Source organism: Aporhodopirellula rubra (assembly GCF_014192335.1).
GTDB classification, from domain to species: domain Bacteria; phylum Planctomycetota; class Planctomycetia; order Pirellulales; family Pirellulaceae; genus Rhodopirellula; species Rhodopirellula rubra.
Map to the genome: position 1 here is coordinate 490144 of NZ_JACHXU010000002.1, position 16650 is coordinate 506793.

Genomic DNA, 16650 nt, shown 5'->3' on the forward strand with positions numbered 1-16650 from the left:
TATCAGGGCGGGTATGCTAAAGAACGACTCACTCGTCTTCGTGCTCGTCTCATGTCGTTTGATGCGGTGCCCTCAATCGAACTGTGCGTCGGTCACGAAGACTTTTGCGCCTGCCACGAAATTTCCCCACGTTCGTCATGCCACACACCGCCCAGGATCTTTTCCGCCAAATCGATGACGAGATCGCTTCGGCGGGCGGATTGATCGAATCAATCCGCCAATCGAACCGAGCCGCTGCCCATCGCACGACGGCATTAATCGAGAAACGCACCGACGCCTTCGTCCGATTGGCCAAACACTACCTGCCCGATCTCTCGCGCCAGACGCTCGCCGACGCCTGGCACGAAGTCCACGGCAGGATCCGCGAAGTCATGCTCGCCCAGGCCGACACGTGCCGACAATTGCAGTGGGAACTGACTCGGCTCGACGCCCGCTGCGAAAAACTCACTCGCCAACTCGACGAAACAAACCAGCGGTTCGAGAAAGCCCGGCGGGACCTGATGTCCAAAACGGGCAGCTTTCAAAAGACGCTCCGCGAAGATCCCGAGATCGCTCGACTGTCGGCCGCGATCACCGAAGTGGATCGCGAAGTTCAATACGGAATCACGTCGCTCGAAATGGTCACCGCCGACGCCAAACAAAAACTGCCCGACTTCGAAGAGTGCGATCTCTTCCGCTACCTGCGCGAGCAACGTTACGGTACACCGGAGTACCACCAAACCGGGTTCGAACGACGCTGGGACCGCTGGATCGCAAAGCTAATTAATTTCGACAAAGCCAACGCGAGCTACGAATACCTCACCGAAGCCCCCGCATCGATCAGCGATCTGATTCGAAAGAAACAAGCACGCTACAAACAACTGCTCGTCGCTCTGGAAACTGCTCGCACCCGTGCCGCCGAGCAACACGGCATCGAAGAACAAACGCGACTGCGAGACCAACTCGCCGAGGAAGTCGAATCGCTCGAACGTGAATGCACCGAAGCCACCTGGGACCGATCCATTCTCGAAGCGGACCTGCAATCGGCCGAAGACATCAACGGCAAGTACTACGAACGTGCGCTGTCGATCTACACCGAGTTCCTCAAATCGTCGGAACCCGACACTCTCGTGATTTATGCCGCGTGCACCGAATCACCGCTCGATGATGAGATCTGTGCACGGATCCGAAGCCTGCAATCCGAGATCGAAAACGAACGCGCCGACTCAGTCGCTCACGCAGAACGAATCGTCGAACTCGGCAAGTACCGCGCCGGACTGAGCGAGCTTTCACGAATGCTGCGGAACCACATCCGGCATTCATCCAGCGAGATCCGACTACGTGACGACTTCCGCTTCGATATCGTGCTGAGCGACATGCGTGACCTACACTTGTCACCAATGAAGACGTGGCGGCGGTTACTCGCCGCGATCAGCGATCCCATTCGCAGCGTTCCGGCGGCAAGCCGTGCATTCACATCCACCCCTACGTCGCAAGACAACATCACGTCGCAAACCAACACCACCGAGAACGACTTCGGCCCCGTCGATGCCTTGTTCCTCGCCGCATCGCAGAACTCGCCCAACGTGATTAGCGGCGGTCCGTGCGATCCGTCGGGGATCCTGGTCCGCCCCGATCGTGAACCGTCGATGCAAGCCGGACATCCGATGTTCGACACCCTCGCGATCTGTCGCAGCGAAACGGAATCGAAATACATTCTCTCGTTGTTACAACTTCATGGCATCCGTTGCTTCACGCACAACCACCAACTCGACCTTTCCACGCCCGCGGTCAGTGCACACGGCGGCACATGGGAAGGCAACGCACGACGGCAACTCGCGAACGCGGCAACCGAACAAGCCGCAGGATGCGATACGACGCCGCATCTCGACGCACTGGATTTCTCCAGCGTCGTTGTCGAGTCGGCCCGGTTCAATGAAGCCCGGCATCGATTGCTCGTCGAATTGCGACTCCATGACACCGCGTGGGATTGCCCGGCATGCGGCTCCTCGGTCGACCGTGGCTACCATCACTGCTGGCGATGCGGACGCACCAAGCCGATGGTTTAATCGGGTTCAGACGGCAAAACGCCAGCCAGAAAGCCCTTCGGTTTGATTTCGCACACGCAAACAATCCGCCCGCTCGATCGCTTACAATGGGAACACCCGTTTCCCGTTCGATAGCAGAAGACGTGAAGAGCATGATGAACTGGAGCCATGAAATCGACGACGCGATCCAAACCAGCGATCCTCGTCTATCAAACTTCAAGATCACGCGACTGCACTGGCTACTTTCCAACGCCTTGTCCGAGGAACTCGGCCACGACGTCGGCGCCAATTTTCATTCGTGGGCGGTCTGGGGTTCTCGCAAGGCCGGCGTTACGATCCGCCAAGCCGATCGAGACCAGGCATCCCGTGACGCGACAATTGTTGCCGGCATCGTCGGTGGACTCGTTGGCGTTGTGGTCGGATGGGCCGTCGCTCGAACATCAACGATCAGCCTGCCAACCTCCATCATGACCTGGGTCACGATCGGAACCATCACCGGCGGCATTTGCGGTTGGCTGCTGGCGCGTTACACACGCGTTCGCGCCGCCTCGCTGATATTGCGAGGCAACCGGATCGTGCTCGATGACATCGGACGCGTCACGGCGAGCTATCTGAATTTCCTCTCTCGTTCCCGATCGTTACCCGCCGAAACAGCCGACTTTGCATCATGGCGTGCGTCACTACGACCGGGCAAAAGCGAAGACGACGGGCAAGACCTGCTCGCCCGAGCGTTCTCCTGTTACGAGCAAGCACGCACGAGCGACGACGCAAAAACCAAACACGAGCAAACGTACTTCGGAAACTGCCTCGCGGTCTTGCATGAACACTACCGCCTCCAACCGATCATCGCCCGGTCACTGCCGTTTCTCATCAGCAGATGTGTTACCCAACGCTTGATGACCTACAGCGTCGGCGAAACACAACTCGCCGTCCATGATGACGTCCCGCCATTGGACGAGACGACGTTTCCACCCACCCTGATGAAGATCCAATCGATCGAACTGGGCGAGTTCCTCCACGGAAGCCACGGATGGGACGTCGGCCGTGATCAATTGACCGACACCAAAGCACACGCCTGGACCGACCTGCATCAACGCATGGGCTACATCGTCAACCTGTTCCGAACTCGCCACCTTTCGCCCGACGTCGTCGCCTCACCCTACGACGACGATCAGCTAAGCGACATCGCCGAAGGAAAGCTCCCACAACAACCGTGGTAGCGTCCGCCTCCCACCATACTTCCACGATGAAAACACTCATTAACCGAAAACGGGCACGTTGAGATCCGCGTGGCGACTCGGACGCTCACTCAACACAGTCGCCCCGATATCGCCGCCCGATATCGCACTCATGATCGCCACCCGAACTCACTATCCGAACAACTCTTCGATCGCGATGTCCCAGTCCGCCGTGAACGGCGATTCTTCATCGCTCGCTTTTCCATCCGTGCTCGAGACACTCGAACGTGCCGCGGGTCGTGTTGACGCCGTCGTATTACCACCGCGAGCCACGAATTTTGCCTGCTCATGTATCGTGCGTGGGTCATCAAAGCCGACCGATGCGGTCGCGATCTCATGATGGTCGTCGTCCGCACGATTGCCAAACGACTCGCCTTCCGCGTCGGGCGACGGGCCCTGCTCGAACACCAAATGATTAATAACCATCAGAGCATCCAACGCGGTCACCCGTTCGTCGCCACTGACGTCGAAATAGTATTTCTCATCAATCCCGCCATTGGTTCCTATACCGAAGTCGTTGGTAGGATCGACCGGTATCGAACTGGCGTTGGCGCCCGCGGAGTTCAAGAGGTTGATGATGTTCAACGCATCGAGCGAAGTGACCAGACCGCTCGCGTTAACGTCGTATCGGTTGCGAGGGTTTTCGAGGCGGCTGCGCACCGTATTGACCGAGATCTGCGTCGGCAAACTCTTGATACCATTTTGGTCATCGACGGTGACAGTAATTGAGTCCACTGCGACTGCCCCGGGATCCGGCGTATACACGATCCGCCCCTCGACGATTTCCACCGATCCGCCGTGAGGACCATAGAATTCCGCCGGGTTCGTCCCTGGAATCGGCCCGCTCAGGATTGTGATCGTTGTTAGATCCAAAGGCGTCTGAGAAACGAAATGGGATTCGAGATCGACCGTCACATCTCGATCCACCGAGGTACCGGCAACAATCGTTGCCCCAAAAGGTCTCGCAAACAAGCCAACGGGGGTCTGTTCGCTCGCTGCATTCTCGTTGTCCATCACGATATAGACAAACGAGTCTTGACCGGTGAATGATGCGAAAGGCATGAACGTCAAAACGCCATCCTCTCTGACGAGTTCCCCAAACTGAGGCGGTGTCACGACAATGATGGTCGACGGGACCACTTCACCATCAACATCAAAGTCATTTGCAAACGGATCGATCACCGTGCTGCCTTCGACATTGACCGCAATCAAATCAGCTACCGCGACGGGCGTCTCATTCGTATTGCCGACAACGATCGAGAACTCCGCGTTGGCCGATGCGCTACTGGGGTCAGTCGCCACGACCTGCACCTCGATCGCCCCCACGTCCTCATCGGCTGGCGTCCCAACGAAGGCACGCGTCGCGGGCGTGAAAGTCAACCAAGTTGGAAGGTCATCACCACTGGCGAGCGTCACAGTGTAAACGAGCGCATCGCCATCAACATCGAGGAAAGTCTCAAGCGAAACAGTGAAACGAAACTCGAAATCTTCCGTCGCCGTTTGGTCTTCGATTGCGTTGACTAGTTGAGGCGAATCGTTCGTGTTTTCGACAGCGATCGTAAACTCATCCGTCGCCGTCGCGTTGCTAGGATCCGATGCAACAATCTTCACCCCCAACGTTCCCACGTCATCATTTGCGGGTGTCCCAACAAACGTGCGTGTTGCAGACACGAACGTCAACCAAGCAGGAAGCGGCGAACCGTCGGCGAGCGTCGCGGCATAGCTGATCTCGTCACCGTCGACATCGACAAACGTGTCGGCTGCGAACATGAAACTGAATTCAGAATCTTCGCTTGCCGTTTGATCGGCGATCTCACTCACCCGCTGTGGCACATCGTTCGTATTGTGAACCACAATCGAAAACTCATCCGTTGCCGACGTATCAATCGGGTCTGTCGCAACAACTTTCACGTCCAGCGTTCCCACGTCTTCATTTGCCGGCGTCCCCACGAACGCGCGTGTCACAGGCACGAACGTCAACCACGCAGGAAGCGGCGAACCGTCGGCAAGCGTCGCGGCATAGCTGATCTCGTCACCGTCGACATCGACAAACGTGTCGGCTGCGAACATGAAACTAAATTCAGAATCTTCGCTTGCCGTTTGATCGGCGATCTCAAACATCCGCTGCGGCACATCGTTCGTGTTGTGAACCAAAATCGAAAACTCAGCCGATGCCGACGTATCACCCGGGTCTGTCGCAACAACCTTCACGTCCAGCGCTCCCACGTCTTCATTTCCCGGCGTCCCCATGAACGTGCGAGTCACAGGCACGAACGTCAACCAAGCAGGAAGCGGCGAACCGTCGGCAAGCGTCGCTGCATAGCTGATCTCGTCACCATCGACATCGACAAACGTGTCGGCTGCAAACATGAAACTGAATTCAGAATCTTCGCTTGCCGTTTGATCGGCGATCTCAATCACCTGCTGCGGCACATCGTTCGTGTTGTGAACCACAATCGAAAACTCATCCGTTGCCGACGCATCGCTCGGGTCTGTTGCGACAATCATCACGTCTAGCGTTCCCACGTCATCATTCCCGGGTGTACCGCTAAACGCACGTGTCGCGGACGTGAATATCAGCCAGTCCGGCAAAGACGCTCCATCGACAAGTGTCGCGGTGTAGTCCAATTCATCACCGTCAACATCGTTGAACGTGTCGATGTCAAACACGAAGCTGAATTCGGAATCCTCCAGAGCTGCTTGGTCTGCGATCCCGTTCTCGAGTTGTGGCGGGTCATTTTTACCGAGAACAAGAATTGAGAACTCAGCTGTGACTTTGGTATTGATCAAATCGGCCGCCGTCACCTTCACACCAACCGTTCCGACGTCGTCAATCCCAGGCGTGCCGCTGAAAAAGCGTGTCGCGGGCGTAAAAACGAGCCAATCAGGAAGCGGCGAGCCATCAGAAAGCGACGCGGAATAAGTGAGCTCTTCGCCGTCAACGTCAACGAACGTATCGCCGGCAAAGGTGTAACTGAACTCAGAATCTTCCAATGCCGTTTGATCGGCGATTTCGTTGGCGAGCTGTGGTTTGTCGTTCGTGTCGTGGACGACGATTGTGAATTCACCCGTGGCGGTGGCTTGACTCGGATCGGTCGCCGTCACCTTCACCGCAAAATGCCCCACGTCTTCGTTGGTCGGTGTTCCACTGTAAACCCGAGTCGCTGGCGAAAAGCTCAGCCATTCGGGCAAAGGCGATCCGTCGACGAGCGTTGCGGCGTAAACGAGCTCGTCACCATCGACATCCACAAAGACCCCCGACGCAATCAAAAACTCGAACCCGGAATCCTCCAACGCCGGCTGATCGACAATTTCGCTAACAAGCTGCGGTTCGTCGTTCGTATTGTGAACCAAAATAGCGAACGCCCCCGTCCCAGTCGTATCGCTCGGATCGGTCGCGGTCACCTCAACATTGATTGCCCCTACGTCGTTGTTCAAAGGTGTACCACTGAACGTTCGGGTCTCAGGCGAGAACGTTAACCAGACGGGGAGAGACGAACCATTGGCAAGTGCAGCGGTGTAGGACAACTCATCACCATCGACGTCAAAGAACGTGTCGACGCTGAATGCGAATTCAAACCCAGCATCCTCGGTCGCCACTTGATCGGCGATCTCGCTGGCGAGTTTCGGCGCGTCATTCGTATTGACAACAACAATTGAGAACACATCCGCAGTAATCGCATTGCTCGGGTCGGTCGCAGTCACTTTGACGGTAACCGAACCCACATCGTCGTTGGCAGGTGTTCCACTGAACGAACGAGTTGCGGGAGTGAAGGTCAACCAAGCGGGAAGTTCCGACCCATCGGCCCGTGTTGCGGCGAATGTCAGTTCGTCACCATCCACGTCAACAAACGTGCCCGCGTCAAATGCAAAACGAAACTCAGCATCTTCAGTTGCCGCTTGATCAGCAATCTCGCTCGCCAGGACCGGCACATCGTTTCTGTTGACAACGACAATCGAAAACTCGCTCGTGGCGACCGCATTGCTCGGGTCAGTTGCCGTCACTTTCACATCAACGAATCCCACATCATCATTGCTCGGTGTTCCGCTGAACGAACGACTCGCAGGAGTGAACGTCAACCAGGCTGGAAGCGCCGAACCATTGGCCTGCGTTGCGGCATACGCCAACTCGTCATCATCAACGTCGACAAAGATGTCGATGCCAAACGCAAATTCGAACTCAGCGTCTTCGGTCGCCACTTGATCCGCGATCTCGCTGGCGAGTTGCGGCGCGTCGTTGGTATTACTGACGACAATGAAGAACTCATCCACAGCGATCGCATTGCTCGGGTCGGTCGCAGTCACTTTGACGGTAACCGAACCCACATCTTCGTTGGCAGGTGTTCCGCTGAACGAACGAGTTGCGGGAGTGAAGGTCAACCAAGCGGGAAGTTCCGATCCATCAGTCTGCATTGCGCTGAACGTCAGTTCGTCACCATCCACGTCAACAAACGTGCCCGCGTCAAAAGCAAAGCTAAACTCAGCATCTTCAGTTGCCGCTTGATCGGCAATCTCGCTCGCCAGGACCGGAACATCGTTTGTGTTGACAACGACAATCGAAAACTCGCTCGTGGCGACCGCATTGCTCGGGTCAGTTGCCGTCACTTTTACATCAACGAATCCCACATCCTCGTTGCTCGGCATTCCGCTGAACGAGCGACTCGCAGGAGTGAACGTCAACCAGGCTGGGAGCGCCGAACCATTGGCCTGCGTTGCGGCATACGACAACTCGTCATCATCAACGTCGACAAAGGTGTCGATGCCAAACGCAAATTCGAACTCAGCGTCTTCGGTCGCCACTTGATCCGCGATCTCGCTGGCGAGTTGCGGCGCGTCGTTGGTATTACTGACGACAATTGAGAACTCATCCGCTGCAATCGCATTGCTCGGATCGGTCGCAGTCACTTTGACGGTAACCGAACCCACATCTTCGTTGGCAGGTATTCCACTGAACGAACGAGTTGCGGGAGTGAAGGTCAACCAAGCGGGAAGCTCTGAACCATCGGCGCGGGTTGCGGCGAATGTCAGTTCGTCACCATCCACGTCAACAAACGTGCCCGCGTCAAAAGCAAAACTAAACTCAGCATCTTCAGTTGCCGCTTGATCGGCAATCTCACTCGCCAGGACCGGAACATCGTTTGTGTTGACTACGACAATCGAAAACTCGCTCGTGGCGACCGCATTGCTCGGATCGGTCGCGGTCACTTTCACATCAAACGAGCCCACGTCCTCATTGCTTGGTATTCCGTTGAACGAACGACTCGCGGGAATGAACGTCAACCAGTCGGGAAGCGCCGAACCATTGGCCTGCGTTGCGGCATACGACAACTCGTCATCATCAACGTCAACAAAGGTGTCGGTGCTAAATGCGAATTCGAACTCAGCGTCTTCGGTCGCCATTTGGTCAACGATCTCGTTCACCAGTTGCGGCACATCATTCGCATTTACGACGACAATTGAGAACTCACCCTTCGCGGTGGCATTGCTCGGATCCGTGACCGTGACCTCCACATCGACCACCCCGACGTCGTCATTTCCGGGCGTTCCGCTGAACACGCGAGTCGACGGCGAGAAGTTCAACCATGCCGGGAGGTCGCCTCCGCCCGCGAGCGTTGCGACATAGGCGAGTTCGTCACCATCGACATCGACAAATGTGGCATCGCCTAAGGCAAAGTTGAACTCGATGTCTTGCGTTGCCGCTTGGTCAGCGATCTCGTTCGTCAGTTGCGGGATGTCGTTTGTATTGACAACAGCAATGCCGAACCTCTCCGTCGCGGTAGTATTGTCTGGGTCGGCCGCAGTCACTTCGACCTCGATGTCCACCACGTCATCATTGGTTGGCGTCCCGCTGAATCTGCGAGTCGCGGGAGTGAAGGTCAGCCAACCCGGAAGCCCTGCCCCGCCAACGAGCGTCGCGGTGTAAGTCAAATCGTCACCGTCAACGTCGACAAACAGATCGGACGCGAACGCGAAATTGAACTCGGAATCCTCCACCGCGGTTTGATCGGCTATTTCGCCTGTCAGCAGCGGAACGTCGTTCGTATTGACAACAGTCAAAACAAACTCATCGGTTGCCGTTTCGACATCAGGATCGCTCGCGACGACTCGAACGTGAATCTCGCCTACGTCCGCGTTCAACGGAGTGCCGCTGAAGGTGCGACTGCCGGGTTCGAACGACAACCAATTCGGCAGTTCCGCACCGTCGTCGAGAGTCGCGGCATACGTGAGCGAATCACCGTTGGGATCGCTGAACGTGTTGAGTGGAATCACAAACGAATAGGGCGAGTCTTCCGTCGCGGTTTGGTCTGCGATCGCGTTGTCCAAAACGGGCGGCAAATTGAGGACTTCGTTATCCGTCACGAAGACCTCCGTCATTTCATTGGGATGACCGTCGGCGGACGCCGTGATGTTGACGGTTTGCGTGCCATCCAGATCAAAATCATCGACGGCCGATATCATGAACGGTGCCGACGTCATCTCCCCTGAATCGATGATTACGGTCACGGGCGGCATCGCCTCTCCCGAATCACTTGTGCTGAGGGACACGGTCAACGCCGCCGTCGTCGCTGTATTCCGGCTCACCGTCGCCATCGTTCCGGCACTAACTTCGGAAAACGTGGCTTCATCAATCGCTAACGTCAACGCGGGAACGTCATCGTCAGTGACCTCGACCTGATCGCTGCCGCCAACATGGTCAGCATGAGTTGCCGTGAGCGTCACCGTTTGTGTGCCATCGACGACGAGATCATCCACTGCCGTGATAGAGAAAGCTGCCGACGTGGTCTGCCCGGCCTCGATCGTGACTGTCGGCGGAACGATCGCTTCGCCCGTATCGTCACTGGTCAACGTAACCGTCATGGTACCAGCCGTGTCGGTATTTCGACTGACCGTGGCAGTCGTGTTGCCACCGTTCTCCGAGATTTCTGCGGCAACAATCGAAACCACAAGCGTCGCGATATCGTCATCGGTGACCTCAATCATATCGGTGCCATCGGCGTGCCCGGCCGCACTCGCGGTGACTGTAACGGTTTGTGTGCCGTCGACAATGAGATCGTCCACACCCGAAATCGCGAAGGCGTCCGATGTTGTCTGACCGGCCGCAATGGTCACCGTCGCAGGAAGGATCGCTTCGCCGGCATCGCTGCTAACGAGAGCAACGGTCAGAGCGTCAGTCGTGTCAGTGTTCCGAGTGACGGTAGCCGTTGTCATCCCGCCGTTTTCACTCATCGAGGCTGCGTTGATGTCAACCGTCACCGCATAGTGCAGATAGTCCGATAGCAACACCGCATTGTCCGCTCCGCCGTACGTAACCAGGAACGAACCTTCGCCCCCGACCGTCTCGAGTCGCTGTCCATTGGCGACGTTTTCAAACATCCCCGACGGGCTTGCGCCGGAGACTAAGATCGCAAACGTGTCCGTCGGCGAGGGTTGATAGGTCTCTCCACCTGCCTGAAGCAACGAGACGCTCAGAGCCCCGCCCAACATCGCCGAGCCCGCCAACAACTGGTCGTATTCGGATCCCGCGGCAGCCCCACCGAGTTCGATATCGAAAAACGCGCCCGACGCGAAACTCAAGTCATCCACCGACAGGGTTCCAACGCTCGCCCCCGGAGAGAGCCGCCCGCCGGAGTTCACCATCACCGCCGATTCAATGGTTCCGTTGCCGCCGAGCCTAGCGTTGGCGTTAACGGTGTAGTCACCTCCACCGGTGTGGGCCGCGTCGACTTGCAGTAGCCCACCGGTAACTGTCGTCGCCCCCGTGTACGTGTTGTTGCCCGAAAGAACTTGCGTCCCCTCGCCTGATTTGACCAGCGAGACCGAGGATGAAATCACCCCCGAAAAATTCGCCTCACTAGAGTCAAACGCAATCTCCAAATCGGCGCCCGCAGCCGCTGATGCGTTGCTCGAAACAACCTGCCCGGTTCCAAGTAACCGGCCGACTTTACCGGGCAGGACGCTATCGTTGGTGCGGCTGTTCAAATCCAACTGACCGTCGACAACGACATCGTCCTCAGTGTTAAACGTGTTGTTGCTGATCCCCGAAATGGACGCTCCGGCCGCAACCGTCAATCCATGCCGAACAATGCCGGTTCGGCCCGTGACATGGCCCTCGGCGACGATCAAGTCCCCCTCATACGTACTGGATTTTTCAATGGACAGTTTGCCCTCTCCGCGTTTCGTGAGGTCCCCCGTTCCTTGGATGCGACCGACCAAGAGCTGATTGTTTTCGTCGCCACCAACGCCTATCGAAGCATCGCCGTCGAGGAAGACCGTGCTTTCGTCGCCATTGCTCGAGGAGCCGAAACGTGCGCCATCCCCGGCCGTGTACAACGCTCCCTTCCCATCGACCCCGTCGCCCGTGATCGTCAGCATCTCGTTCGCGATCCGGATGCCCGCGAGAAGCTCCAACGTTCCACCATCGGCAACAACGGACGCATTCGACGCCAATGTTCCGTCGGCCGCCGTACCGTTGTTGCCCAATCCGGCGACATGCTCGAGCACGGTGTGTTTGCCGGTGGGCACCAGTGAAACCCCGTCGTAATGGTTTTCTTTGCCGTTGGTGATGACGTATCCGATCGATCGCCCCGTGTTGCCCGTCGCTTGCTCTCCGAGCAGCAACATCATGTTCGTGTCGTTGACGATCTCCGAGTTGATGTGGTCGTAGCCGGCGAGATCCGGCTCGGTAACGTCAACCAACTCCCGCCAATTGTTCCAATAAAATTGCGACGCGCGGAACAGGTGAACGTCCTCGAAATACTCCGCCGGCAGATCGCTGGTGATGTTGACGTCGACATTATTGCCGCTGACGTACGCAAGAGCCACGTCGTGCTGAAGCGGCGCGTCCCCCACCAACTCGACGTCGATGGATGAATTGGCGGAGTTGTCCTTGTCGATCACGACCAATGGACCGTTGACGGCGTCTCCTTTCGCATTGGTGATCGTGGTGTTCGACTTAAAATTGAAGGCGTTTTCTGTTTTGTAGGCTTCCACATTATCGAGCGTGATCGTGCCCGAACCGAGCGTCACGGCGAAACCGGTTCGCATGCCCGTGACCACCACGTTCTCGACCGTAAGCCCCGACGCCCCCGTATACATCCGGACGCCACCCTCGGCCCCGGAGATGTAGATGTCCTCGGGAATCGGCCGGCCCCAGTAGGTATGCCCGTACTGTTGGTAGGTGGGATGATCGAGGACACCTTGCGAAGAAAACAGCTCTCCCGTGATCGTGCTATTCGTCAACGTCGTGTTCGTCGACGCTTGCACGAAGAAGCCATGCCCAAACGTATTGACGTCCAAATGCATGTCATTGATGACCGCATTGGTCGCTTCGCCGACTCGAAACGCACTCGCCTTCCGGTGCGCGATGAACGGGAACAGACTCCCTGCGCTGCCCTTGCCGAACGCATCACCGAGACCGTAGGTGTCCGTCCGCGAACCACGGGTCACGACACGCACGCCGTCAATCGTATTATTGTCACCGGATAACTCGACGTACTGCGTCGCCCAATCCGCGTAGCGCTGCGCGTTAGGGTCGGTATCGAGCGCGATGTCCTCCCCGATCACGGTCAGCTCCTGCACGAGGTTATCGGATCCGGACACCCGCACCACATCCACGCCGCTGTCGTGGCCGAGCGCTCGCCCGAAACCATCGAGCTTCCGAGTATCGAGCCTAAGCGTCGTCCCGGTGAAATCGTACGTATTCCCCGTTCCGCTGAGTTCTAAAAAGATCGGTTTTGAATTCCTCGGATCTGCATAGTGGTCGCCGTTGATCCAATACTCCCCCGGTGTCACGATCCCCGTCACCGGGTGCGGGTCACCGCCGGTGGGACTCAGCGTTACGGTATCGTTATTAACCGTCGTGCCGAACAACCGTAGTTCCGCCAAACTGTTCGCGACACTCAACACGATGCGGGCCTCCAGTTGCTCGAACAATCGGAGCCGCCGCTGCCGGCCCACGTGACGTTGCCGATTCGGCCTTGCTCGTTTTAGCACCGCTCGTTTTGAAACTGCTCGACGTGATGCTGATCGGCGTGACAACAGATCAGAAGCCCAATGAGTGGGATTCGACATTAGATTTCCGTGGGGACTCAGGCTCGAACAGCATCCAACGAACGAAAACGAAAATGTCGTCCTTGCGGACAGGCACTTCGGTCGCGTGACCGCGGTAGGCCACTCAACGCCATCAACGCCTTAACGATTCACGATTTCGTCTCGTTCACTCTGCTGGTCAACCAATGGGTTTAGCTCTAGGGGGTTGGCTGATTCGGCAATTCTGTCCAAACACAAACCGCCCCCCAGTCACCAACGAACTGGGCACACCCCAGCGGGGCATGCGATCGTGTTGCTAGACAAGGCCTTCTGTCACAGGGGAACAGAAAGACACCGAGCACGCCCGCAATGGCGTCCCACCCGGATTTCTTAACACTTCATTTGGTTTTTCAGTAAAGAAAGTCACCCTTATCGGCGGCTCAAAGTTCGCACGCCTCCCCAAACACGGATCCGCACCCCCGTCTGCAAAAGATCAGCACACCCTGAAACTGGCCCCCAACCAAAGTACCTTCGAGGCGGCGACGCCATCGCGAAGGGCGAGGAATGTCCCGCGCAACGACACTGCTGCAGACCACGGAGAACTGCGTCCTCATCAATACTCGCGAACCTAGATTCCGATGGTTGTCCCCCTGTCGACGGATCGCGATCGGCCGCAGTATCCGGGGATGTGAACGCGTCAACGAAGGGCACAACGCCGCTGTATCACTGACGCGCAGTGGGTCGACACGGATGTCCGGTGCGAGTGAATCTGGTAGCCTTAGAACTCCGATTGAATCACGCCATCTCGACAAAAAGGCTCCGCTTGATGACTCCACGATCGCGTCGAAACTTTGGCCTCGGTTGCCTCATCGCTCTGCTCTTACCGGCAATCCATGGCGTTTATCCCAGTGGCGTTCACGCTCAGTCGTCGGGCACGTCGCCGGTACAAGTCGACTTCGATCGACTCACGAACGAGACCGCCGACGCGTGGGCGGAGTTGGTGCTGGAAAACATCGACATCGAATTTCCAAACAAAATGTCGTTGACCTATATCGACGCCAGCCAACTCAAAACGCCAAAGCAGAATTTCCCGGCGTTCTATGGTTGTTTCGATTGGCACAGCAGCGTTCACGGACACTGGGTTCTCGTCCGCCTGCTACGGTCGATGCCCGACTTACCAAGTGCAACACAAATTCGGGCAACACTTGACGTGCACCTGAGTCAAGAAAACGTGGAAAAGGAAGCTGCGTTTTTCAGTCGCGACGAACACAAGTCTTTCGAACGCATGTATGGATGGGCTTGGTTCCTGCGTCTGGCGATGGAACTTGAAAACTGGAACGATCCCGACGCACTTCGATGGCGTGAGAACCTCCGTCCGCTCGAACGCGTGCTGCGTCAACGCATCGACGCGTACCTGCCGCTGCTCTCGTATCCCATTCGAGTTGGCCAACATACCGACACCGGTTTTGCGCTGGGTCAATTGCTCGACTATTCCAAGGCAGTCAACCATCCTGATCTCGCGGCAGTGGTTACGCAAACCGCACGAAAGTTCTACTTAGATGACAAAAGCTACCCGGTTAACTACGAACCCTCCGGACACGATTTCTTTTCGTCATGTTGGAATGAAGCGGATCTCATGCGACGCGTCTTGCCCGCCAATGAGTTTGCACAGTGGCTGGGAAAATTTGTCCCCAACGCGAAAGCGCAATTGACCGACGGGACCATCGAGCCGGTCGAGGTGCCGGACGTCACCGATGGGAAACTGGTTCACCTCGCAGGGCTGAACCTGAATCGTGCGTGGTGCCTGCGTGCCGTAGCGAACGCGTTGCCCGCCAACCATGAACTCAAACAACCTCTTTTGATCAGTGCACGCCGCCACCTGCGAGCGGGCGTGAAGTACGTCAACAGCGGTCACTACGAGGGCGACCACTGGCTCGCCACGTTTGCACTCTTCGCGATCACCGAACCTGGTCTTTCTCATGGCTCGACGGGATTACCCGATTCAGCGGCGTCCCCCGCCTCAACCGGGACGGAACAGTGACCGCGGATCAGGGTGCCGTTTCGTCGCCGCGCAAAACACCCTTCGGTCCAGGCCTGTTAGTCACGGCCGCGTTTATTGGGCCGGGAACGGTCATCACGGCGAGTCGAGCGGGAACCGAATTCGGATGCGAATTGCTGTGGACGATTCTGCTCGCCAGTGTCGGCACCATCCTGCTTCAGTCGCTTGCCGCGAGGCTCGGTATCGAAACAGGAAGCGGATTGAGCGAAGCCATCCGGTCAACCTTGTTCGGAACGAGGTGGTTATTGCCAACGCTCGTGTTGATCCTTCTGGCAATCGGATTCGGTAACGCCGCCTACCAAACTGGAAATCTCACCGGTGCGGTTGTTGGAGTGACCGGGTTGCTCGGCGGCTCAGCAAAACTCTGGCTCGCGTTCTTGGCCGCCATCGTGATTGCACTGATCGGGTTCGGAAAAGACCGCGTGCTCCAACGAACTCTCATCACCCTGGTTTGCGTCCTGAGCGTTGCCTTCCTGATCACCGCGGCGATCGCGTTGCCACCGCCGTCTCGAATCTTGAAGGGATTGTTCGTTCCCAAAGTTTCCACGGCGAATCTCTCGCTGGTCGTCGCACTAATTGGAACAACAATCGTTCCGTATAACCTGTTCCTGCATGCCAGCCGATCGGCGACGACTTGGAAGGACACGCCACGAGATTCCGCACTGCGTTTATCACGCCTCGATACCGTGTTCGCCATCTCGCTCGGTGGGCTGTTGACCGCAGCGATTTTGTTGACGGCCAGTAGCGCGTTCCACGACCAAGGAACCAAATGGGACTCGCCTGACCAGATCGCGATGCAGCTTCGTCCAACGCTGGGCACGTTAAGCGGAGTGACGTTCGCCTTGGGATTGTTCGCCGCCGGATTGACCAGCGCGATCACGGCGCCACTCGCGACGGCCTACGCCGTATGCGGATGCTTGGGCTGGTCCACGCAAACCGATTCGCCGAGATTCCGCGGCATTGCGATTTTGGTGGTGCTTACCGGAACCGTGGCGGCGATCTTCCTGGACGGAAGCCCCGTCTCCACAATTGTGGCAGCGCAAGTCGCTAACGGTTTACTGTTGCCCGTGATCGCGGTGATCATGCTGGTAGTAGTTCAGCGTCAAACCCGCGTCAATCAAACCAAAATGTCGACGCCCTCACTCATTGCAGCTTGGATCGTCGTCTCGCTGATCGGTGCCCTCGGACTGTGGCGCATGACAACGGGAGTGATGAAGCTGTTCTAAAGCAAAGCACTCAAACACCGCCCAATCCCAATTCGTAGTCGGCGCAGGCTCTGTGCCATCCAGCAAGAAAC

Annotated in this window: 5 protein-coding genes; 4 read left to right on the forward strand and 1 reads right to left on the reverse strand. The window is 57.1% G+C overall.

The annotated features are described in order from the left end of the window. Nucleotides 1-137 precede the first annotated feature (137 nt). Entirely contained in the window at nucleotides 138-2048 is a 1911-nt protein-coding gene (locus FHS27_RS04465; RefSeq protein ID WP_184302183.1) for a hypothetical protein, read from the forward strand. A gap of 86 nt (nucleotides 2049-2134) precedes the next feature. Then, nucleotides 2135-3247 (forward strand): hypothetical protein, encoded by a 1113-nt coding sequence (locus FHS27_RS04470; RefSeq protein ID WP_184302187.1) that lies wholly within the window; start codon nucleotides 2135-2137, stop codon nucleotides 3245-3247. Nucleotides 3248-3397: 150 nt separating this feature from the next. On the opposite strand, the gene FHS27_RS04475 is transcribed toward FHS27_RS04470, so the two are convergent. Further along, entirely contained in the window at nucleotides 3398-13171 is a 9774-nt protein-coding gene (locus FHS27_RS04475; RefSeq protein ID WP_184302190.1) for a putative Ig domain-containing protein, read from the reverse strand. 949 nt (nucleotides 13172-14120) lie between these two features. Here FHS27_RS04475 and FHS27_RS04480 point away from each other — a divergent pair. Continuing rightward, nucleotides 14121-15335 (forward strand): DUF2891 domain-containing protein, encoded by a 1215-nt coding sequence (locus FHS27_RS04480; protein ID WP_184302193.1) that lies wholly within the window; start codon nucleotides 14121-14123, stop codon nucleotides 15333-15335. Continuing rightward, complete coding sequence (locus tag FHS27_RS04485) at nucleotides 15332-16579, forward strand: Nramp family divalent metal transporter (protein WP_184302196.1); 1248 nt, start codon at nucleotides 15332-15334, stop codon at nucleotides 16577-16579. Before FHS27_RS04480 ends, FHS27_RS04485 begins: the two co-directional genes overlap by 4 nt. Nucleotides 16580-16650 lie beyond the last annotated feature (71 nt).

Coding starts and splice junctions, on each gene's coding strand:
- FHS27_RS04465 (WP_184302183.1), top strand. CDS start 138: ATGCCACACACCGCCCAGGATCTTTTCCGCCAAATCGATGACGAGATC.
- FHS27_RS04470 (WP_184302187.1), top strand. CDS start 2,135: ATGGGAACACCCGTTTCCCGTTCGATAGCAGAAGACGTGAAGAGCATG.
- FHS27_RS04480 (WP_184302193.1), top strand. CDS start 14,121: ATGACTCCACGATCGCGTCGAAACTTTGGCCTCGGTTGCCTCATCGCT.